A 20,942-nucleotide genomic window follows, 5' to 3' on the forward strand; every position below is an offset into this window, starting at 1 on the left:
ACTCGTTGTGAGTCATACCCTCCCTGCTTTGGAACTATCTATTTCCCGACAGCCCCTTTTCTGTACAATCTTTAGAAAAAATTTACACAATCTTTCTTGAATCCCATTTCATCAGGTACTATAATGGACGTTATTAAGGAAATTTGGAGGATGCTATGCTGTTTCAAAATACAGGACTGACCAGGGCGATGTATCAGTTTTTTCAGACACTCATTTACGTTGCCCCTGCCACACTATTTGCTGTTTCGCTGCATGAATTTGCACATGGATATGTGTCATATAAACTCGGGGATATGACACCAAAATATGACGGAAGACTGACCTTGAATCCATTTAAGCATCTGGATGTGTGGGGAACGTTATGTCTGCTTGTCTTTCATGTGGGATGGGCAAAGCCGGTAAGGATCAATACCAGGAATTATAAGAATAAAAAAAGAGATACAATTCTTGTGGCAGCAGCGGGAGTAGTCATGAATTTCCTGCTTGCGTTTGTCTGTATGATTCTGCACGGGCTTTTGTATAAGTATGGATCGAGTGGGTTGATTCTGAATTATCTTTATGTGCTTACTTATTATGGAGCAGTGCTGAATATTGGACTTGGTGTGTTCAATCTGATTCCGATTCCGCCCCTTGACGGATCGAATATTCTTGCTGAGATCTTTCCGAGGGTAGCAGAGTTTTACTGGAAGATCCGACCGTATAGTATGTGGATTCTGCTTCTGTTACTTGGAACAGGAATTCTGGATGTGCCGATCAGTCTGCTGAATTCTGCAGTAATCAATGGAATGTGGAGTTTTGTGAAAGCAATTCTGAGAGTTGGATTTGTGACGACCGGTGGAGGAACTGTGATTTAGGAAAAGATGAAAAACGGGAATTGTAGTAAATGAGAATGAAAAATGCGTATAGAATAATGCAGGTAGTCGAGAGGATTACCTGCATTTTTCGTATACATTGTAAAATTGAAAAGAAATAAGGAAATATTACGAAAGACATTCAATAAAAATGTCTTTCGTAATAATATGTAAGGCATTTAGAATGGAACATCCATTTCATTTTCGGATGTATCGTTTTTGGATTCATCAGATGCATCAGGGGTAGAAGACTTTGGAAGTCCTCCGGATACGGCAGTCTTTGCACTGATTCCGTTGATCTCAACGCGGTCGTCAACGACAATGACCAGGCATTTCTGACCATCGATAATACGTGTTTCTACAAGATCTGCGCATTCCGGGTTTACCTGAATGGTGATGTCCGGAGTTTTGATCTCGAATTTTTTGAGGTTTGCAATATTGGAGGCAAGGAGTGTACTGTGCTCTCCGGCAGCGGAATCGTACTGCGTATCGAATGTTTCCAATTTTTCTTCTTCGACACCGCTTTTTGCAAGGAGGTATTTAACTTCTGCTTTGTCAAGGGCGAGTGGTTCCGGATTTTCAGAATTCTGCTCAATCATTTCATTCAAGTTTTCGTGGATATTTTTGACTGTATCGTAGTCGCAGTCATCACCGAGCGTTTCTTCGATCAGTGTACGGAAAGTTTCTTTCTGATCTCCGGCGGTGAGTGGCGGAACACATCCAAGAAGCAGATCGGTCAGACCGTTTCCGAGATTTTCTGCATTTTTTGAATAATAAAGCAGATTGTGAATATCGGTGCTGCGGTCGTTAAAAGCAGGGAAGAGGAAACCGGCATCCGGCATCTCTACGATCCAGTCACGGATACGCTCATGGAAGCTGTTTTCTTCTGCGTGATAACTGAGTCCTGGCTTGGAAAGCTTGACCGGACAGAAGGTACACATGATGTAATCATAGACTTCATCGGATGCATCGAACATTTCACTTCCGTCCGTTGATTTTCCCGGAATATCGTAGGCTGCATGGACGAGCAGGATCAGATAGTTCTCGGCATAATCATAGGAATCGATGACGCGATTATAGAATTCTTCCAGAAGAGCGTCGTCAGTAAGCCGGCTGTTTCTTAATTTGAGAAGAAATTCCTGTGTACCACCTTCCGATTCGGTCTCCAGAGGAAATTCCATATTCAGAAGATTTTTTCCGATCGTACCGGACAAGGACTTTCTGAAAATGTCAAAATACTTGAACATTTCCTCTTCCGGAAGAGAAAGGAAAGCATCTTTCATCTCTGTTTTTTTCTCTTTTTCACCATCTACATAGCATCCGCAGATGCGGGTGATCGCACAGTTGGATGGGGTGAACTGTTTTTTGATTTCAGTAACTTCTTTTTTATTCATAGTAAGTAAATCCCCTTTTGGTAATTGTGATTTTGTAAAAGACTGATGCTTATGAATTATAACATATTTTGAGGAAGAGTGTGATTAGGAGAGAAAATTATTTGATTATTTTCAGAATAATGTATATACTAAGTATATACATTATATGGAGGTGAATTTTATGCAAACACAGGTAAAAGCATGGGGAAATAGTCAGGGAATCAGACTTCCAAAAGATATTTTACAAGAGGCCAATGTAGAAATAAATGATATGCTGGAAGTAAAAGTATCGGATGGTATGATTATGCTTGTTAAGACCTTCAGGCATCAAAAATTAGAAGAAAGAGCTGAAAAGTTTGGTGGTAAGTTAAATCTTGATGGAGAATATGAATGGGATAAGCCGGAAGGAAGAGAGGTGTGGTAGAAAATGGAGATACAGCAGGGGGCTGTTTTAAAAGTGGAAAAAATTAAGGATCCTGTATTTGTTGCAAGTAAAAATTTTTTTAATCAGTCGGGAGAAATAATTGGCTGTCCAATATTAGGAGAGAGTACAGAAAGCCCACTTCACATTTATGTTGAAATGGATGAAAATAAAGGTTATATCCAATGTGAACAAATGAAAATGTTAGACTTGAGAGTCAGGGGGTATAAAATAATAGATCGTGTAAAAATGGCAGATGTAATTAATGTAACAGACGCAATACAGAGTATATTCGACTATATATAAATGCAGGGAACCAATCCGGAACCCTGCATTCATAATATCTGCTATTAAGCCATCATTCCTGTGAGAATATCATTCACAAGCTTTCCGTCAGCTTTTCCTTTTACTTTCGGCATCAGTTCTTTCATGATACGTCCTTTATCCTTTGGTGTCGGAGCATCAATTCCAAGACCGGAAAGGACACCTGCGATCACTTCTTTGATCTCAGCTTCGTCCATCATCTTCGGAGCATACTGCTCAAGAACAGCGATACGTTTCTCGCATTCTTCAATAATGTCTGTACGATCAGCAGGAGTCATCTCCAGAGTTTCTTTTGTCTGTTTGATCTCTTTTAAGATAACCTGAACTTCTTCTTCTTCGGTAAGATCGGCACGTTTGTCGATGGCTTTGTTCTTAAGGGCTGCAAGAAGAGCAGATAATGTCTCTTTTGTGTCCTTATCCTTTGCTTTCATGGCTGCGACCATAGCGCTTCTTACTTCATCAATTTTACTCATTGTATATTCCTCCAAACTTGAGGCAAAATGCCTGTCTGCACTTTATTGTAGCAGATGGGAAAAGAATTTTCAATCTCTGGAAGAGGAAAACTTGGGTGGCTATTTTTCAAAAAGTGCGGTATACTGATAGGAATGAATCAGGGATAGATGAGAGGTTAAGCGATAGGATGAGTGGCTGTACATTATGTCCGCGGATGTGTGGGGCGGACAGGGAGAATGGAAAGACAGGTTTTTGCGGAGAGACAGGGGAGATCCGGGCGGCGAGAGCGGCGCTTCATATGTGGGAGGAGCCCTGTATTTCTGGAAAGGAAGGATCAGGGACGGTCTTTTTTACGGGATGTACCTTAAGATGTGTGTTCTGTCAGAACCATGAGATTGCGGGAAGCAAGGTTGGCAAAGTGATCTCAGAAGAGCGGCTTGCGGAGATCTTTCTGGAACTGCAGGGGAAAGGTGCGAATAATATCAATCTTGTGACGCCGACGCATTTTGTGCCGCAGATCATCCGGGCGCTTCAGAGTGCGAAGGAGCAGGGGATGTATTTGCCGGTTGTTTATAATACAGGCGGTTACGAGAGAATGGAAACTTTGAAAATGCTGGATGGTCTGGTGGATATTTACCTGCCGGATTTCAAATATTTAAATACAGATCATGCGAAAAAATATTCGATGGCGGAGGATTATCCGGAGATTGCGAAGGCGGCTCTTGCTGAGATGGTAAGACAGACAGGAGAGCCGGTATTTGATGAGCGCGGAATGATGAAGCGTGGCGTGATCGTGCGTCATCTGCTTTTGCCGGGATGTCTTGCGGATGGAAAAAGAGTGGTGAAATATTTGCATGAAACTTATGGAAACCGGATTTATATGAGCCTGATGAGCCAGTATACGCCACTGGAGAGTCTGGATGCGGTAAAATATCCGGAGCTGAACCGGAAAGTGCCGGAGTATGCGTATGAGAAACTGGTGGACTATGCGATCTCGCTTGGTGTGATGCAGGCGTTTATACAGGAAGGGGATACGGCAAAGGAGAGCTTTATTCCACCGTTTACACTGGAAGGAGTATAGGAAAGGAGATTGATATGAAAAGACAGGTGACAATGGAAGAAATTTCAGATGGAAAATTATATACCAGCAATGATCTGGTAAAAGCAGACTGTGGCGATTGTGAGGGATGCCACGCCTGTTGTACGGGGATGGGAAGCTCAATCGTGCTGGATCCGCTGGATATTGTCCGGATTTGCAGGGGAACAGGAGCGGCTTTTGAGACTTTGCTTGCAGGAAAGATTGAACTGAATGTGGTAGACGGAATCATTTTGCCGAATCTGAAGATGGCAGGAGCGGAAGATGGCTGTGGTTTTCTGACTGAGGAAGGAAGATGTGGGATTCATCCATTTCGTCCGGGAATCTGCAGGCTTTTCCCGCTTGGAAGATATTATGAGGAAAATGGTTTCCGCTATTTTCTTCAGGTACATGAATGTCAGAAAGAGAACCGGGCGAAAGTAAAGGTCAAAAAATGGCTTGATACACCGGATCTGAAAAAGTATGAAGCGTATATTGCCAGATGGCATGGATTACTGATTCAGTTACAGGAATACATTGCAGCACATCCGGAGAGTGCGAAGGCGGTCAGCATGGATGTACTGAAGAGATTTTACCTTACTCCGTATCGGACGGAAGAATTTTACAGTGAGTTTTTCCGGAGAATAGACGAGGCAAAAAAGGCATATTGTTAAATACAATTGAAATAATCGGCAGCCAGAGAGATGAATTCTTTGGCTGCTTTTTAATACCCGTTGTGAGGGTGAAGGAAAGGCTGTCCTGTTTTTTGACGAAAATCTGTAAGTAAACTTATCTGTCAAGAATATTTTCTTATATGGACAAACCTGTACACGGATATGGAAGATGTGTGCACAGGAATCCGTGTCTGGGATTTAAAAATATCACAACTGCAAGGCAAGATATAAAAGCACCGCATCCTTGAAAACACGCGGATTCAGCCTGCATTTCTGATAAATATGATTCAGCTTGTACTGCACTGTGTTTTTGTGAAGAAACAGCTTCTGGCTGGTTCCGAGAAGAGACATATTTGCTTCAAAGTAAGTCTGAAGCAGATTTTTTTCTTCATCAGAAAGTGCAGAGATCGTTTTTTGTAGATAAGCATTTTTTTCCTGCTCCGAGATGGAAGAGAGCAGAATTTCCAGTGTCATATCATCGAAAAAAGCAATCCCGTTTTCCGAACTCCGGCAGTATTTCAGCGCAGTGAGTGCAGACTGGTAAGAAAGAGAAAGCTGGAAAAGCTGACATTTCTTTCCGACTGCAATGGAGAGCAAAGCTCCACAGTCTGCGGTAAAATCAGCCAGTATCTGATAGAGAGCGGCTTTGCCGGAGTTTTCCAGCACGGCAAGATATTCATTTGGATAATAAAAGGTATAAAGAGTAATACCAAGCGTGCCGAAAAGTCCGATGATCTTCTGTTCAAGGGAAGAAGAGTTGTTGTGTCCATCCGGTGATGACTGGATGATCAGAAGCCGTTTCTTTGTCCCTGGATTTACCTGAAGATCTGAAAGGCAGGTGTCCAGATAATCCGGATCAGCAATCTCATTCCGGATCAGGGCATCGATAACAAAGTGTTTTTTATCTTCTAGAGAGCGGCTCAGTCGGTTCAGCTCTTTTTCACGGATCAGCAGATGGGTAATCCGGTCGGCAAGATGGACGTACTGGCGGACCTGGTCCGGTTCTCCGGTAATTCCGATTACTGCAAGAAAACTGCCGTGATAATAGAGTGGCATATTGATCCCTTTTTGTGTTCCGGGAAAATCATCATCTGAAAAAACTTCGATTGTCTGTTCTGTCTGGGCGGCTTTGTGACCGATGGCATGAAACGTACCAATCCGGTCGGCGTTGGTACTTGCAAAAATCATTCCCTGCTTATCGATAAAATTGATATCCTGTCCGCAGGTGTCTTTGATTGTGTTTACTACCTGAAAGGCAAGTGATTTGTCTAACTTCATTTTAAACATCCTCCGATTTTGGAAAAGAAGTTGTGGGAATGATGCAGATGCTTATCCAGCATTTAACAGGATAAAGAGAACGGTATCATTACCACTTATTTAAGAATTGTAGCATTATTTGGAGAGAGGAACAAGGTGGAAAGGTACAAGGGGAAAATTGCATAAAAGAAGAAGTGGAAAATGTATATGATTCACAAAAATGCAATATATGAATGAAAGATTTCAAAATATGAAATTGAACGAGTAGAGGAAAGATTAGTAAAGAGGTAACCAAATATGAGCGAATCAACTAGAATGATGCTGGGACTGGCAATCGGTAAAAAGAAAGAAGAATGGGCACTTGCAGTTCAGTTTGGAAAGTGCCCCTTTATGGATAATATGTAGGCAATTTGCGTTATGGAAGTTGCCTGCATATTTGTCATTGCTTAAAACTACATAGGCGGATTGTTTACGGCAAAACTTAATCTGCAATATTTGCGATCACTGAGAGGTTTGCAGAGTCATCCAGAGAAATGGTAACAGAAGAACTGTTATCAATGGTTCCGGAGAATGTGTTAGAAAAGGATGTTCCATTTGCAGCTTTTCCGGAAACATGGATAGAATAAACACTGGATCGAGGAAGTTCTACAGTTTCGGAAGAACCTGCCTTCACAAGTGAAAGTTCTTCATTTGATGAAGAATCATTGTTACAGATGAAATGAAGATCTGTCAGGTCGTAGATCGTTGTGTTGTTGATGGTAAGTGTTTTTGGCTGACTGGACAGATCTGTGCCGGTTGTTTTTCCACAGGCAAGGACGGTTAGTCCGATAAACATGGCTGCGACCACACAGATGATCAGTGTAGGAAAAGAAGAAAATCATAAAGAAAAGAGAGTATTTCTGTAAAAACTATACAAAAACACTCTCTGAAATTTGTAAATAATGTTAAAACTATAACAGACGGAATACCTGTTCTACAGCTGCTGTCATATTTGATTTTGCATTTTCGGGATCCATTGCTTCGGCTAGTGTTGTGATCCCACGGACGATCGGGAAGAATGCATCGATTCCGGCCGCATTGCAGGCTGTTGCTTCCGGGGTGACGCTTCCGGCAAAAGCAACGACTTTGGAGCCGTATTTTTTTGCAAGTCTTGCCACACCGACAGGAGCTTTTCCCATAGCGGTCTGGTGATCGAGGCGTCCCTCGCCGGTAACAGTGATATCTGTATCTTCTAATTCTTTTTCCAGTTCGACAGCGTTAAGAATCAGATCGATTCCAGGAGTCAGCGTAGCATTTAAATAACTGAGAAATGCAAAGCCAAGACCACCTGCAGCACCAGCACCTTCTGCAGATGCATAATCATTATGAAGAAATTTGGAGGTAACAGAAGCATAATGATTCATTGCCTGATCCAGTTCTTCTGCTATTTCCGGTGTGACACCTTTTTGCGGACCATAAATATAGGTAGCTCCGTTCTTTCCGCAAAGTGGATTAGTTACATCACAGGCAATATGAAAATTGCATTCTTTGAGAATTGGGTTAGCTTTTTCTATTATAATAGAAGATACCCGTTCAAGCGCCTGTCCGCCTTCGCCGACATCCTGTCCATTTTCATCGGAAAATTGATAGCCAAGTGCCTTAAGCATTCCAATTCCACCATCATTTGTTGCGCTTCCTCCAATTCCAATAATGAAGTTGCGGATACCGCGTTCCATGGCATCTGCGATCATTTCACCGACACCGTAAGTGGTTGCAGTAAGTGGATTTTTTTCAGATTCTCTTACCAGGATAATTCCGGCAGCGGTAGCCATTTCGAGGATGGCAGTATTTTTTTCTGCCAGATATCCGTAATGTGCATTTACCGGAGTACCAAGAGGACCAGTCACTGTAAGATCAATACGCTCACCGCCAAGTCCTGCAATCAGGGCATCTGTGGTGCCTTCACCACCATCTGCAAGTGGTTTTACGACAACATTCGCATCCGGGTGTGCTTTTAAGATTCCTTCCTTTGCAGCCATTCCGGCTTCAATCGAAGTGAGACTTCCTTTAAATGAATCAATTGCAACTACAACTTTCATAATTTCTAATCTCCTTATCATTGAATTTATTTTATGATAAATCCAGTGTATCATGGATTGAAGAAAAAAAGAATGTTATAAGAAATAATAAAAAGAATAAATAAACATAAAAATATGTCTCTTATAACATTTGCAAAAAGTGGGATATTTCCTATAATATGATGTAAGTGTCAAAAGTATCAATTGCGTTTGTGCTCGCACAAATAAGCAATGGAGCAATCCGGTTACATCAGTGAGTGGCAAAATTTACTTTTGACACTCATATCATAAGATAGTAAAAACAGACAGTAAGGAACAGAAAAACAAAATGCAGGGAGTGGAAATCATGAATAAAAAGGAGATAAAACTGAGTAATGGATGTGATTGCCATTCCAAGAAGTGGAAAGGCAGAACATGTACTGCAGAACTTGGAGGCGGGAAAGGTTCATTTGACAGAGGAGGAATATGCCAGATTAGATGCTGCTTTTCCGGCACCTCGGAAAAAAACATATCTTGATATTGTGTAAATCCAAGTGGAATGTGGACGGTGAGATACAAATTAAAAAAATAGAGAAAGACCACACTTATAGATAAACAAAATAAAACTTATTGAAAATTCAAAAAATTGTTTTGCATTCTTGTTCTTTTTATGATATTGTCTTTAGAGGTACAATAATTCAGGGAGGAACAAGAAATGAATAATTACATGTATCTGGTCCCGATTGCAGCTGTTATTGCTTTATTATTTGCAGCATATCTTGCTGGTAAAGTAGGAAAACAGGATGCAGGTACGGACCGCATGAAAGAGATTGCAGGCGCAATCGCGGAGGGCGCAAGAGCTTTCCTCATGGCTGAATACAAGATTCTGATCATTTTTGTAGTAGTGCTTTTTGTACTGATCGGATTTGGTATCAGCTGGGTAACAGCAGTATGCTTTGTAATTGGAGCACTTTTCTCAACAGTTGCAGGATACTGTGGTATGACAGTCGCTACAAAAGCGAACGTAAGAACTGCTAACGCAGCAAAAGAAAGCGGAATGAATAAAGCATTATCAATCGCTTTTTCTGGCGGGGCCGTTATGGGAATGTGCGTAGCAGGTCTTGGAGCACTTGGCGTAAGCCTTGTGTACATTGTTACAAAGAACGTAGATGTGCTTTCAGGATTCAGCCTTGGTGCATCTTCAATCGCACTTTTCGCCCGTGTTGGTGGTGGTATCTACACCAAAGCAGCAGACGTTGGTGCAGACCTTGTTGGTAAAGTAGAAGCAGGTATCCCGGAAGATGATCCGCGTAACCCGGCTGTTATCGCTGACAATGTAGGTGATAACGTAGGTGACGTTGCAGGTATGGGAGCTGACCTTTTTGAATCTTATGTTGGTTCACTTGTATCAGCACTGACTCTTGGAGCAGCAGCAGGAGCTGTATCCGGAGTTCTTTATCCGCTTGCGATCGCAGGATGTGGTCTGATTGCTTCTATCATCGGAACCTTCTTTGTAAAAGGTGATGAGAATTCGAATCCACAGAAAGCTCTCACAAAGGGAAGCTATGCAGCTTCTATCGTAGTTATTGTTGTAGCACTTGTACTGAGTAATGTACTCTTCGGAAAGATGAGTGCGGCAATTGCCGTTATCGCAGGTCTGGTTGTTGGTGTGATCATCGGTAACATCACAGAGTACTACACATCAGCAGACTACAAACCGGTTCAGGGAATCGGAGAACAGTCAGAGACTGGTGCAGCTACTACAATCATCAGTGGTCTTGCGGTAGGAATGAAATCTACAGCAATCCCGCTTCTCCTGATCTGTGTAGGTATCTTTGTATCTTACTCAGTTGCAGGACTTTACGGAATCGCACTTGCAGCAGTAGGTATGCTTTCTACAACAGGTATCACAGTTGCCGTTGATGCATACGGACCGATCGCAGACAATGCAGGTGGTATCGCAGAAATGTCAGGATTGGATGAATCTGTTCGTGAAATCACAGATAAGCTTGACTCAGTAGGAAATACAACTGCAGCTATGGGTAAGGGATTCGCGATCGGATCAGCAGCCCTTACCGCACTTGCACTTTTCGTATCTTACGCACAGGCAGTTGGTCTTGAAGCGATCAACCTTCTTGACTACAGAGTAATCATCGGTATCTTTATCGGTGGTATGCTTACATTCCTCTTCTCCGCATTTACTATGGAGTCTGTATCAAAGGCTGCATACAAGATGATCGAAGAAGTAAGACGCCAGTTCCGTGAAAAACCGGGCATTATGAAAGGTGAAGAAAAACCGGATTATACATCATGCGTTGCAATCTCTACCACAGCAGCTCTTCACGAAATGCTGCTTCCGGGTGTGATGGCAGTCGTAGTACCGCTGATCGTTGGTATCGTTCTTGGTGTGGAATCCCTCGGTGGATTACTTTCCGGAGCACTTGTTACAGGTGTACTTATGGCAATCTTCATGTCCAACGCTGGTGGAGCATGGGATAATGCTAAGAAATACATCGAAACAGGACATCATGGCGGAAAAGGAAGCGAAGCTCACAAAGCAGCAGTTGTTGGTGATACAGTAGGTGATCCGTTCAAGGATACATCAGGACCGTCTATCAACATCCTGATCAAACTTATGACAATTGTTTCACTTGTATTTGCACCGTTATTCTTATCAATCGGTGGATTACTGTAAGAATTGAATAAAGTAAAAGAAATCCTTCATTTGCGGGAAACCGCAGATGAGGGATTTTTTTGTAAAAGGCACGAATTATTTGATTTATAAATAAGACGAGCAAATTATAGTTAAATACGATAAGACAATCTATAGAAATAGGACTGGTTTGATGTTAGAATGAAAAAGTGATGTAAGATGACAAAGGAGAGAGAAAAATGATAGAAGAAAGTATGATTCGGGAAAAATTTATAAAAGGATATGATTGCTCTCAGGTCGTTCTGTCTTATTTCGCAGAGAGACTTGGGATTACGGAAGAGATGGCGAATAAAGTCTCGGCTTGTTTTGGCGGTGGAATGATGCATGGGGATACATGCGGTGCATTTACCGGAGCAATCATGGCTGTTGGATTAAAATATGGACACTGGGATGTGAATACTCTGCTTCGGCAAAAAGAAGAAATGATGAACAAATATGCAGAATTTAGAGCATTGTTTCTGGAAAAGTTCGCAACAAACAGTTGCAAAGAGTTATTAGGCTATGATGTATCGCTTCCAGAACAGCTTGAAGAAGCACTTTCGAGTGGCAGAATGCTGGATTTTTGTCCTAAAGTAGTGGAAAGTGTGATTGAAATGTTGGAGGAAATATTATAGATGAAAGATGCACTTATTTTATTTACGAGGGTGCCGATACCAGGACAGACAAAGACCAGGCTGATGCCTTTTCTAACTGGGGAAGAGTGCGCGCGTCTACATGCCTGTTTTGTAAAGGATATATATGAAAAAGCAAAGCAGGTGGATGCGGATATTTTCGTGTTTTTTACACCAAAGGATGAAAAGAAGCTGCTACAGCAAGTTCTTGATAATGAGACAGTATGTCTTCCACAATTTGGTGATGATCTTGGTGAAAGGATGAAGAATGCGATTGGAATCGTACTGAGAATGGGGTATGAGAAAGTAATTCTGATCGGGACAGATATTCCGCAGATTCACCCGGAAACACTAAAAAATGCATTTGATAATCTTGGGGGAAAAGATATTGTGATTCATCCTACATTTGATGGAGGGTACTATCTGATCGGAATGAAAAAAGAATATGATTCTATATGGAAAATTGAACGATACGGAACGAATACAGTTATTTATGATACCTTACAGCACATGAGAAATGAAAAGCTCTCTACGGCGGTAGGTCAGATGTATTATGATGTGGATGATAAGGGAGATTTGTACCACCTGTATGAGGATATTGAAAAGGGAGCAATTTGTAACTGTCCAATTACGATTGATTATCTGGAACTGGGACTGAAAGGAAAGCTGGATAAAAATTATGAATAAGTGGGATTTGGATGCATGTATCCATTGTGGAAAATGTACCAGAAGTTGTCTGTTTCTGGAAAAATACGGAATTGATCTGCCGGTATTAAAAGAAAAACCGGAGCTGGCATATCATTGTTTCTTGTGTGGAACCTGCGGGTGTGTCTGTCCAAAAGGAATTGATGGAAAAGAGATTGCACTTGACAGTCGGAGAAAATTGGTTGAAGACGGAGGTGGGAAGCTTCTTGATAATTCATATGACGGACTGCTCTTAGAAAAGAATCCGTACAAATTTGCAAATTACCGCCATTCAAAAAAGAAAGCAGTTTTTTTTACGGGATGTAATTTTCCGTCTTTTTTTCCGAAAACGACAGATAAGTTGGTGGAAGAATTCGCAAAATATGATGTGGGAGTTGTATATGACTGTTGTGGGAAACCGATTGAAGAACTGGGACTTGTTTCAGAGGCAGCGGGGATCATTGAGCGAATCAACTGGAAATTAAAAGAGTCAGGAGTAGAACAGGTGATCATGGCATGTCCGAACTGCTATTATTTTTTAAAAGGACGACTGGATGCGGAGATTATCAGTGTTTACGAAAAAATGGCAGAGCTTAAAATTGGAAATATTTATCAAAAAGAAAGGATTCCAATGTATTATCCATGTCCGGACCGAAAAGACAGAAAGTTTGAATATGATATGAAGCCATTCCTTGTCGGAAAGGTAGAAGATGCATTCAGAGATGTACAGTGTTGCGGGCTTGGTGGATGCGCAGCTGGAAAAGAAGCGGATGTGGCACAGGCACTGACAGACCGTGTAAAAGCATCGAGGGAGCCGGAACTTTATACATATTGCGCTTCGTGCATCTGTAGTTTCAGAAGGAGAGGATATGAAGATGCAAAGCATTTGCTACCGCTTATTATGGGAATCGATGAAAAGGTACCTCTTGGGAAAACACCTATTTTGAATCGGGCAAAATGTAAATTTAAATAGGGGAGTCGTGGGAAAAGAATGACGATTAAAGAATTAGAGGAATTTCGGATGATTTGTCAAAGAGGAAGTCTTGCGAGGGCTTCAAAAGAGCTTTTTATGTCACCACAGGGACTCAGCCGTGTACTGAAAAATCTGGAAAATGAACTGGAATGTACGTTACTTGACAGGGTTGCCTCCGGGATAGAACTGACAGAGAGCGGACAGAGGCTGTATGATTATGCGAATACGGTTCTTAGCGAATATGACAAATTGAAAAAAGAAATTGATATGATACGTGCGAGTGAGGAAGGGACAGTAGAACTTCTGGTTGCCTATGATATCCTGCGTTACCTGACGCCAGACTGTATTCTGGAATTTCAGAAGAAATATCCGAATGTGACATTTTCTTATATGGAATATCCGGATCGGATCGTAGAGAAAATGCTGCTTGACAAAGAAGGAAATGTGGCATTGTCGATCGGACCATTTGCAGGAGATTGTTTTGATATGAAAAGTTTAAAAAAATGCAGTCTGGGGCTTCTGGTCTATGAAGAACATTCTCTGGCGAAAAAAAGAGAAGCAACTATTCTGGATCTGGAAGGCGAGCCTCTTTATCTTGAAAACAGCAGTTTTAAACTCAATGAGTTTATTCAGAGCAGATGCTGGAACCGGGGATTTGAACCGGATATTGTATTTGAGACAAATGGATTTGATCTCTGCTATAAAATGTGCCGGCTGAAGAGAGGGATTTCTGTGACGATTGACTTTGTCCATGAAGATATGAATACAGAGGGGCTGGTCATGATTCCTTTCGCAGAAGATGATATGATCTGGGAAATCGGTCTTCTTACGCTGAAGGACAGAGCAATGGAATCATCGGTAGAAAAATTCTATAAGTATATAGAAAATTACAATAACTAAACGAAGTGTTGAGGGGTAACAACAAAGCAGGAATGAAAAACAGCGTGCTTTTTGTTAATAATTTGTTATAATGAAGGGCGGAGCAAATGAAGGAGGAAAAATTTAATGAAAAAGAGAATTGCAGCTCTGCTTTTAAGTACTGTGATGGCGTTTTCCTTAACGGCATGTGGAAACAGCGCAAAGACAGAAAAAACAGACAACAAAGAAACCAAGCAGACAACCGAAGCCGTAGAGGATATGAGCTTCGATGAAATGGTGGATGCAGCCAAGGGTACAACCGTTACATTCTACGGATGGGGCGGAGATGACAACTTAAATGACTGGCTTGACAACTACTATGCACCACGTCTGAAAGAAAAGTATGATATCACACTGGAACGTGTACCGATGGACATTGACGCAATTTTAAGTCAGCTTTCCGGTGAAATTTCAGCAGATAAAAAAGATGGCGATATCGATATGATCTGGATCAACGGAGAAAACTTCAAGACCTGTAAAGAAAACAATATGCTTTACGGACCGTTCGCAGAAGAACTTCCGAACTTCCAGTCTTATATTGATACAGATGATGAAGAGACAAATGCAGATTTCTGCTTCCCGATTGAAGGCTATGAAGCTCCGTACGGAAAAGCACAGCTTGTTATGATCGCAGATACAGCAGTAACACCGGATCTTCCGACAAACACAGATGAGTTCATGGAGTTCTGCAAAGCGAACAAAGGAAAAGTAACTTATCCTGCATTACCTGACTTTACAGGAAGTGCATTTGTTCGTAATGTGATTTACGATATCTGCGGATATGAACAGTTCATGGATATGGAAGCTGATAAAGAGACTGTAAAAGCAGCAATTGAGCCAGCTCTTGAATATCTGCGTGAACTGAATCCATACCTGTGGAATGAAGGAAAGACTTTCCCGAAGGATTCTACGGCACTGACCAATATGTACTCTGACGGAGAAGTTGTAATGGATATCTCTTACAGTGCATATTCAACAGCTACCAATATTGAAAATGGTACTTACACAGAAACATCTCAATCCTTCCAGTTCGATAAAGGAACAATTGGAAATACAAATTACATTGCAATTGCAGCAAATTCAGGAAACGTAGCAGGAGCCCAGGTAGCAATCAACGAGATGATGGATCCGGAAGTACAGGCAGATCGTTTCACAGAGATCCGTACCATTCCGGTTGTAGATTACAAAAAATTAAACGATACACAGAAAGAAGCATTTGATAAAGTTGAAATCGGTAAGGGAGTAATCTCTCAGGATGAACTTTTATCAAAACGTCTTCCGGAAATGCCTTCCGCACTTGTACCGATCATCGAAGAGATTTGGGCAGAGGAAGTAGTAGGAAAATAAAATGAAGAAAAAAATGACACCTTATATACTGTTGGTGCCGCAACTTATATTAGGCGTAGTTTTTATTATTGGTCTGGGAACTGGAATCATCCAAAGTTTAGGGGTGATTCCAGCTTTTGGGTTAACGGAACCGACGCTGAAATATTATAAGGAGGTACTGACAAGGCCGGATCTTTTGCAGTCATTAAAATATAGTCTGTACATTGCATTTATGTCGGCTTTTCTTGCCACAGTAACAGGAACATTTCTGTGTGCAGTTCTGGTGAGTGCCGGAAAAGTGCGCGGAATCATTATGCGGATTGTTCAGATTCCGATCATTGTTCCCCATGTTGTTGTGGCACTCTTTATTGTAAACATTCTTTCGCAAAATGGAATCCTTGCGAGAATCCTTGCAAATGCAGGACTGATTACGGATCAGCAGCAGTTTCCGATGCTGATCTATGACAGATATGGACTTGGTGTAATTCTTGCCTATCTGTGGAAGGAAATCCCATTCATAATCTATTTTGTGATTGCTCTGATGGCGAATATCAATGGCAGTCTTGGAGAAGCAGCGACCAATCTTGGAGCGAATAAACTTCAGACCTTCATGAAAGTAACGCTTCCTTTATGTATGAATACAGTGCTCAGTGGTTTTCTGATCATCTTTGTATTTGCACTTGGAGCATATGAGCTGCCGTTCATACTTGGAGCAACGATACCAAAGGCGCTGCCGGTTCTGGCTTATCTGGAATATACCAAACCTGATCTTCGGGCGCGACCGTATGCGATGGCGATCAATGGAATCCTGATCGTGATCTCTCTGATTGCAGCAGTTTTATATTACATATTACTTCGCCGGAGCACGAAGAAGCTGGCAGGTTAGGAGGAACAGGAAGATGAAAAGAAAAAAGAACATCTGGGAAGGCCTGATCATAGGCATTTTTATTTTCCTGGTGATTGTACCAATTCTTACGATCCTTGTCTGGGTAGGGACAGAGAGATGGGCATGGCCGTCACTTATCCCGCAGAAATTTTCGATGAGAGCGGTGAATGGAATACTGAGAAACAGGCAGCAACTTGTGCGACTTTGTATGTCCAGTCTTTTCATATCGGCTTCGGTCGCGTTCCTGTCGGTTGTGATCGGAACAATGACGGCGAGGGCGCTGGAATGCTATGACTTTTTTGGAAAGCGGCTGTTTTCATTTATGTCGATGCTTCCGTTTCTTGTTCCGGGAACCGTGTTTGCGATGGGGGTTCAGATTACCTTTATCAAATGTGGATTAAGTGGAACCGTTCAGGGAGTCATTATTGTCCATCTGATCTGTTCTCTTCCGTATGCAGTTACGCTGATGCAGGATGGAACAAGAGCAATGGGGGTAAAGCTGGAGGAGCAGGCAAGAGTTCTGGGGGCTGGTGCGCTTCAGGCGTTTTTTAAAGTGACACTTCCGAATCTGTTTCCGGTCATGCTTTCTGCGTTTTCGATGGCATTTGTTGTTTCGTTCAGTCAGTATTTCCTGACGTTGATGATCGGCGGGGGAAATGTCAAAACATTTGCGATCGTCATGGTTCCATATCTCGGAAGCGGAGAACGTAATTTTGCCAGCATTTACAGTGTGATATTCCTGGTGATCATGCTTCTGGTGTTTGGAATACTGGAATGGATCGTGGGACGTTTTACAAAGGCACAGGAAGTAGAATATTATTAGGCAGGAGGAGCACATGAGTCTTACAATTAAAGAACTTTGTGTAGATTTACAAAAGACAAGAATACTGAAGAATATAAATCTGGAGATTAGAACGGGAGAATTTGTTTCGCTTCTTGGCGCTTCAGGCTGCGGAAAGACAACACTGTTAAAAAGCATTGCAGGTCTTCTTGAAACGCAGGAAGGGGATATCCGGATCGATGACACATCGATTACAAATCTTGCACCGGAAAAAAGAGGAACCGTGATTGTTTTTCAGGATCTCAGACTGTTTCCGCATATGACGGTAGAACAGAATATCAGCTTTTCGATGGATCTGAAAAAAATCCCGAAAAAAGATAAGCAGGCGCAGGTAGGAGAACTGTTAAAAGCTGTCCAGCTGGAAGGATTTGAGAAGCGTAAGATCCGGGAAATGTCCGGTGGACAGCGTCAGAGGGTCGCGCTGGCAAGAGCGCTTGCGGCAGATCCGAAAATTCTTCTTCTTGATGAACCATTTTCAAGCCTGGATGAGAATCTGCGGTGCGAGATGGCAGATCTGGTAAGAAAGCTGCATCATGAGATGGGGCTTACGGTCGTTATGGTCACGCATGATAAAGAAGAAGCGATGAAGGTGTCTGACCGGATCGCTCTGATGAAAGCAGGAGAAGTGCTTCAGTATGATAAGCCGGAGAGGATGTTCTACCACCCAGAGTCCAGAGTGGTGGCAGATTATATGGGACAGACAAATTATATTTTTGGGAAAGTGGAGAATGGCAGATTCGTAAGCCGGGCAGTTTCATTTGAGACGCAGAAAGCGGAAGGAGAGTATGAACTGATGGTCAGACCATCGGCGATCACGCTGACCGTAGATGAGACGGAAAGAATGTATCAGATTGAAGAAGTTATGTTTGAGGGGGAAACAGCAGAAATCCTGTTGAAGTATGCAGATGGAAAGCTGACAGTATGGATGCTTCACCGTGACTGGATGAAACTGGGGGTAAAAACAGGAGAACTGGTTGGCATCAAAATTGATGAAAGACAGGGGATTTTGTTTCAGAAGTGATAAAAGGAGAATGGTATGCGAAAAATAATTCATGATTGTGACTGTACGTTTGGAATTAACGGGTGTGATGTAGATGATGGACTGGCACTGCTGTATCTTCTGGGGGATCCGGAAGCAGAGGTCCTGGGAGTGACGACAACTTATGGGAACAATACGCTGGAGAAGGTTTACGAAAATACAAAGAAGTTTGTAAAGAAAATCGGGCATGACGAGTTGCGCGTTTACAAAGGTGGAGCAACACCTGGAGAAACCGAAAGTGAAGCGGCACATTATCTTGCCGAGATGGCAGAAAAATATGCCGGGGAGCTGGAAATTCTGGTGACGGGTTCCGTGACAAATCTTTATGGAGCCTGGAAACACAATCCTGAGTTTTTTCATCAGGTGAAGAGTATCGTATTGATGGGAGGAACAACAGAACCGCTGATCTTTGCAAAGCGGGAAATGGATGAACTTAATTTCTCCTGTGATCCGCTGGCAACTTATGCGACACTTACCAGTGGAACGGATGTTGCGGTTATTACGGGTAATAATTGCCTGAAGGTACTTTTTACAAGAGAAGAGTATGAAAGAGAACTTTCGGATCTGAGTAAGGGAGTTGTAAGGCTGATCAAGAATGAGACGGATTACTGGTTTGACAATAACTGGGATGAATATGGAATTCCCGGATATTATAACTGGGATGCGATCGCTGCGACTTACATGATGCATCCGGAACTTTTTGAGACACAGATAGTGGACATGCAGCTGTCAACAGAAAAGCTTACAAAGGGAAGAATGATTCTGGCAGAGGATGAAGCGAAAAAGAACTGCACCCTCAAGATCCCGGTGATCAGAGATGCGGACGAGTTCCGGAGAAATCTGTATGATACCTGGATGAACGTAAAAATTGAAACCGTGAAGTAGAGATGAAAATATCAATTATTATACCAACATACAATGAAGAATCGACAATTGAAAGGCTGATGGAGACACTGGAGCCGCTGAATGAAAGATGTGAAATTCTGTTTGTAGACGGGGGAAGCACGGATGGAACACTGGCACTTTTGAAGGACCGGTATCCGGTGATTCAGTCCCCGAAAGGAAGGGCAAAGCAGATGAACATGGGAGCGGAAGAAAGCAGTGGAGATGTACTTTTTTTCCTGCACTGCGACAGTGAAGTTCCACCTACAGCATTAGAAGAGATTGAGACTGTAATGAAAAAATACCGGGCAGGGTGTTTTGGAATTGCATTTCATTCATATAACTTTTTTATGTTCACCTGCAGGGTGATCTCCAATCACAGGATTAAAGACAGAAAAGTAATGTTTGGAGACCAGGGGATTTTCATTGACCGGAAGTTGTTTTTTGAAGTGGGAAAATTTCCAGAGATGCCGATTCTGGAGGATTATCAGTTTTCATTGATCCTCAAAGAAAAAGGGATTCCGCTTGGGATGACAAGACACAGGATTTATACTTCAGACAGAAGATTTGGCGGAAATACAATCGAAAAGCTGAAAGTAATGTGGCTTATGAACCGGCTGAGAGCCATGTACCGGGATGGTGTTCCGGCAGAAGAGATTGCAAAATTATATAAGGATGTCCGTTAGGGAGTCTGCTTTATGCAGACTCCTTTACTTATTCGGAAAATCAATAAAAGAAATAGAGAAAATCAATGATAAGTGTAAGCGATTTGATTGAATAAAGACTGAAAAAATAATATAATTATAATTTAAAGGGGAAGAAAATATGTCAGTTTATATTCAAAATTTTGTCAAATTTAAGCCGTTTTTAAAAGAACTGGTTTCAAGAGACGTGAAGGTGAAATACCGGCGTTCCATACTGGGGGTTTTATGGACACTGCTGAATCCACTTCTTATGATGACGGTTTTATCCATCGTTTTCTCAAATCTGTTTAAATTTGATATAGAGAATTTTCCGTTGTATTTGTTATGTGGGCAGGTTATTTTTAACTTTTTCAATGACGCTACGACAAATGCAATGTCAGCAATTATCGGGAGTGCATCTCTGATAAAGAAGGTGTATGTACCGAAATATGTATTCGTGATGTCAAGGGTGTGTTCCAGTCTGATCAATCTGATGTCATCCTGTGCAGCGTTATTTCTGATTATGATCGGTATGCGTGCGGAGCTTCACTGGACAATGCTTCTTTCAGTTGTGCCACTTTTTTTGCTGGTGGTTCTGGCTCTGGGGATTGGACTGATTCTGGCGACGATTGCGGTGAAATACAGGGATGTTCTGCACTTGTATTCGGTGCTGATGGCAGTGCTGATGTATCTGACACCGGTTATCTATCCAATGTCGATTCTGCCGGAATGGTTATACCATCTGGTAATGATAAACCCTCTGACCAGTATTCTGATCATGTTCCGGAATGTTGTGATCTATGGCAGACTTCCAGGTCTGGTGATGCTTCTGGTGACAGCAGCAGAAGCTGTACTGTGTCTTGGAGTGGGATGCTGGTTTTTTTATAAGCATCAGGATGGTTTTATCTTTGATTTGTAGGAG

General features: G+C 42.0%; 21 protein-coding genes and 1 pseudogene. 17 read left to right on the plus strand and 5 right to left on the minus strand.

Annotation, left to right across the window (positions count from 1 at the left end; genetic code table 11):
* Positions 1–155 precede the first annotated feature (155 nt).
* Positions 156–854, plus strand: coding sequence for a site-2 protease family protein (locus PGY05_RS13320; protein WP_227119682.1), 699 nt, complete (start codon positions 156–158; stop codon positions 852–854).
* A 176-nt stretch (positions 855–1,030) separates the two neighbouring features.
* On the opposite strand, the gene PGY05_RS13325 is transcribed toward PGY05_RS13320, so the two are convergent.
* A complete protein-coding gene (locus PGY05_RS13325; protein WP_270476119.1) occupies positions 1,031–2,245 on the minus strand; it encodes a DUF4317 domain-containing protein in 1,215 nt (404 codons plus the stop codon).
* A 160-nt stretch (positions 2,246–2,405) separates the two neighbouring features.
* Here PGY05_RS13325 and PGY05_RS13330 point away from each other — a divergent pair, with 160 nt between their 5' ends.
* Complete coding sequence (locus PGY05_RS13330) at positions 2,406–2,648, plus strand: AbrB/MazE/SpoVT family DNA-binding domain-containing protein (protein ID WP_044998617.1); 243 nt, start codon at positions 2,406–2,408, stop codon at positions 2,646–2,648.
* A gap of 3 nt (positions 2,649–2,651) precedes the next feature.
* Positions 2,652–2,951, plus strand: a complete 300-nt coding sequence (locus PGY05_RS13335; protein WP_022221087.1) for a type II toxin-antitoxin system PemK/MazF family toxin — start codon at positions 2,652–2,654, stop codon at positions 2,949–2,951.
* A gap of 44 nt (positions 2,952–2,995) precedes the next feature.
* Here the strand turns inward: PGY05_RS13335 and PGY05_RS13340 are convergent, their stop codons facing one another.
* A complete protein-coding gene (locus PGY05_RS13340; RefSeq protein WP_008369771.1) occupies positions 2,996–3,442 on the minus strand; it encodes a GatB/YqeY domain-containing protein in 447 nt (148 codons plus the stop codon).
* A gap of 167 nt (positions 3,443–3,609) precedes the next feature.
* Here PGY05_RS13340 and PGY05_RS13345 point away from each other — a divergent pair, with 167 nt between their 5' ends.
* Together PGY05_RS13345 and PGY05_RS13350 are read left to right on the plus strand one after the other, a co-directional pair.
* Complete coding sequence (locus tag PGY05_RS13345) at positions 3,610–4,503, plus strand: radical SAM protein (RefSeq protein WP_055247748.1); 894 nt, start codon at positions 3,610–3,612, stop codon at positions 4,501–4,503.
* A 14-nt stretch (positions 4,504–4,517) separates the two neighbouring features.
* A complete protein-coding gene (locus PGY05_RS13350) occupies positions 4,518–5,171 on the plus strand; it encodes a YkgJ family cysteine cluster protein (protein ID WP_270476120.1) in 654 nt (217 codons plus the stop codon).
* Between the two features lie 207 nt (positions 5,172–5,378).
* Here PGY05_RS13350 and PGY05_RS13355 read toward each other — a convergent pair whose 3' ends face one another.
* The 3 genes from PGY05_RS13355 to PGY05_RS13365 form a co-directional block, all read right to left on the minus strand.
* Positions 5,379–6,449: a CdaR family transcriptional regulator gene (locus PGY05_RS13355; protein WP_330673022.1), complete on the minus strand. Its 1,071-nt coding sequence runs from the start codon at positions 6,447–6,449 to the stop codon at positions 5,379–5,381.
* Between the two features lie 460 nt (positions 6,450–6,909).
* Positions 6,910–7,263 (minus strand): DUF5300 family protein, encoded by a 354-nt coding sequence (locus PGY05_RS13360; protein WP_270476122.1) that lies wholly within the window; start codon positions 7,261–7,263, stop codon positions 6,910–6,912.
* A 115-nt stretch (positions 7,264–7,378) separates the two neighbouring features.
* Positions 7,379–8,506 (minus strand): glycerate kinase family protein, encoded by a 1,128-nt coding sequence (locus PGY05_RS13365; RefSeq protein ID WP_270476123.1) that lies wholly within the window; start codon positions 8,504–8,506, stop codon positions 7,379–7,381.
* A 673-nt stretch (positions 8,507–9,179) separates the two neighbouring features.
* On the opposite strand from PGY05_RS13365, the gene PGY05_RS13370 reads away from it, so the two are divergent.
* The 12 genes and pseudogenes from PGY05_RS13370 (at position 9,180) to PGY05_RS13425 (ending at position 20,939) form a co-directional block, all read left to right on the plus strand.
* Positions 9,180–11,159, plus strand: coding sequence for a sodium-translocating pyrophosphatase (locus tag PGY05_RS13370; RefSeq protein ID WP_195488119.1), 1,980 nt, complete (start codon positions 9,180–9,182; stop codon positions 11,157–11,159).
* A 197-nt stretch (positions 11,160–11,356) separates the two neighbouring features.
* Positions 11,357–11,791, plus strand: a complete 435-nt coding sequence (locus tag PGY05_RS13375) for a C-GCAxxG-C-C family protein (RefSeq protein WP_117555895.1) — start codon at positions 11,357–11,359, stop codon at positions 11,789–11,791.
* Positions 11,792–12,475, plus strand: a complete 684-nt coding sequence (locus tag PGY05_RS13380; RefSeq protein ID WP_022221077.1) for a TIGR04282 family arsenosugar biosynthesis glycosyltransferase — start codon at positions 11,792–11,794, stop codon at positions 12,473–12,475.
* Positions 12,468–13,445, plus strand: coding sequence for a (Fe-S)-binding protein (locus PGY05_RS13385; RefSeq protein WP_022221076.1), 978 nt, complete (start codon positions 12,468–12,470; stop codon positions 13,443–13,445). Before PGY05_RS13380 ends, PGY05_RS13385 begins: the two co-directional genes overlap by 8 nt.
* An 18-nt stretch (positions 13,446–13,463) precedes the next feature.
* On the plus strand, positions 13,464–14,345 hold the full coding sequence (locus tag PGY05_RS13390) for a LysR family transcriptional regulator (protein ID WP_055247761.1): 882 nt from the start codon (positions 13,464–13,466) through the stop codon (positions 14,343–14,345).
* A 105-nt stretch (positions 14,346–14,450) separates the two neighbouring features.
* Positions 14,451–15,710, plus strand: a complete 1,260-nt coding sequence (locus PGY05_RS13395; RefSeq protein WP_270476124.1) for an ABC transporter substrate-binding protein — start codon at positions 14,451–14,453, stop codon at positions 15,708–15,710.
* Between the two features lies 1 nt (position 15,711).
* The gene (locus tag PGY05_RS13400) at positions 15,712–16,575 is read left to right on the plus strand and encodes an ABC transporter permease (protein ID WP_270476125.1); all 864 of its coding nucleotides are present in this window, start codon (positions 15,712–15,714) and stop codon (positions 16,573–16,575) included.
* Positions 16,576–16,588: 13 nt separating this feature from the next.
* Complete coding sequence (locus tag PGY05_RS13405; RefSeq protein ID WP_022221074.1) at positions 16,589–17,398, plus strand: ABC transporter permease; 810 nt, start codon at positions 16,589–16,591, stop codon at positions 17,396–17,398.
* Positions 17,399–17,411: 13 nt separating this feature from the next.
* Complete coding sequence (locus tag PGY05_RS13410; RefSeq protein WP_022221073.1) at positions 17,412–18,437, plus strand: ABC transporter ATP-binding protein; 1,026 nt, start codon at positions 17,412–17,414, stop codon at positions 18,435–18,437.
* 15 nt (positions 18,438–18,452) lie between these two features.
* On the plus strand, positions 18,453–19,340 hold the full coding sequence (locus PGY05_RS13415) for a nucleoside hydrolase (RefSeq protein WP_270476126.1): 888 nt from the start codon (positions 18,453–18,455) through the stop codon (positions 19,338–19,340).
* 5 nt (positions 19,341–19,345) lie between these two features.
* Positions 19,346–20,023: pseudogene (locus tag PGY05_RS13420) on the plus strand (TIGR04283 family arsenosugar biosynthesis glycosyltransferase); the annotation flags it as partial.
* 139 nt (positions 20,024–20,162) lie between these two features.
* Complete coding sequence (locus PGY05_RS13425) at positions 20,163–20,939, plus strand: ABC transporter permease (RefSeq protein ID WP_195509988.1); 777 nt, start codon at positions 20,163–20,165, stop codon at positions 20,937–20,939.
* The last annotated feature ends 3 nt before the right edge of the window (positions 20,940–20,942 follow it).

Origin of the sequence: Coprococcus sp. AF51-11b1, assembly GCF_027682785.1 — a bacterium.
GTDB classification, from domain to species: Bacteria; Bacillota; Clostridia; order Lachnospirales; family Lachnospiraceae; genus Allocoprococcus; species Allocoprococcus comes.

Coding starts and splice junctions, on each gene's coding strand:
- PGY05_RS13415 (WP_270476126.1), top strand. CDS start 18,453: ATGCGAAAAATAATTCATGATTGTGACTGTACGTTTGGAATTAACGGG.
- PGY05_RS13325 (WP_270476119.1), bottom strand. CDS start 2,245: ATGAATAAAAAAGAAGTTACTGAAATCAAAAAACAGTTCACCCCATCC.
- PGY05_RS13360 (WP_270476122.1), bottom strand. CDS start 7,263: ATGTTTATCGGACTAACCGTCCTTGCCTGTGGAAAAACAACCGGCACA.
- PGY05_RS13380 (WP_022221077.1), top strand. CDS start 11,792: ATGAAAGATGCACTTATTTTATTTACGAGGGTGCCGATACCAGGACAG.
- PGY05_RS13365 (WP_270476123.1), bottom strand. CDS start 8,506: ATGAAAGTTGTAGTTGCAATTGATTCATTTAAAGGAAGTCTCACTTCG.
- PGY05_RS13410 (WP_022221073.1), top strand. CDS start 17,412: ATGAGTCTTACAATTAAAGAACTTTGTGTAGATTTACAAAAGACAAGA.
- PGY05_RS13330 (WP_044998617.1), top strand. CDS start 2,406: ATGCAAACACAGGTAAAAGCATGGGGAAATAGTCAGGGAATCAGACTT.
- PGY05_RS13425 (WP_195509988.1), top strand. CDS start 20,163: ATGTCAGTTTATATTCAAAATTTTGTCAAATTTAAGCCGTTTTTAAAA.
- PGY05_RS13340 (WP_008369771.1), bottom strand. CDS start 3,442: ATGAGTAAAATTGATGAAGTAAGAAGCGCTATGGTCGCAGCCATGAAA.
- PGY05_RS13375 (WP_117555895.1), top strand. CDS start 11,357: ATGATAGAAGAAAGTATGATTCGGGAAAAATTTATAAAAGGATATGAT.
- PGY05_RS13370 (WP_195488119.1), top strand. CDS start 9,180: ATGAATAATTACATGTATCTGGTCCCGATTGCAGCTGTTATTGCTTTA.
- PGY05_RS13335 (WP_022221087.1), top strand. CDS start 2,652: ATGGAGATACAGCAGGGGGCTGTTTTAAAAGTGGAAAAAATTAAGGAT.
- PGY05_RS13355 (WP_330673022.1), bottom strand. CDS start 6,449: ATGAAGTTAGACAAATCACTTGCCTTTCAGGTAGTAAACACAATCAAA.
- PGY05_RS13395 (WP_270476124.1), top strand. CDS start 14,451: ATGAAAAAGAGAATTGCAGCTCTGCTTTTAAGTACTGTGATGGCGTTT.
- PGY05_RS13320 (WP_227119682.1), top strand. CDS start 156: ATGCTGTTTCAAAATACAGGACTGACCAGGGCGATGTATCAGTTTTTT.
- PGY05_RS13390 (WP_055247761.1), top strand. CDS start 13,464: ATGACGATTAAAGAATTAGAGGAATTTCGGATGATTTGTCAAAGAGGA.
- PGY05_RS13345 (WP_055247748.1), top strand. CDS start 3,610: ATGAGTGGCTGTACATTATGTCCGCGGATGTGTGGGGCGGACAGGGAG.
- PGY05_RS13385 (WP_022221076.1), top strand. CDS start 12,468: ATGAATAAGTGGGATTTGGATGCATGTATCCATTGTGGAAAATGTACC.
- PGY05_RS13350 (WP_270476120.1), top strand. CDS start 4,518: ATGAAAAGACAGGTGACAATGGAAGAAATTTCAGATGGAAAATTATAT.
- PGY05_RS13400 (WP_270476125.1), top strand. CDS start 15,712: ATGAAGAAAAAAATGACACCTTATATACTGTTGGTGCCGCAACTTATA.
- PGY05_RS13405 (WP_022221074.1), top strand. CDS start 16,589: ATGAAAAGAAAAAAGAACATCTGGGAAGGCCTGATCATAGGCATTTTT.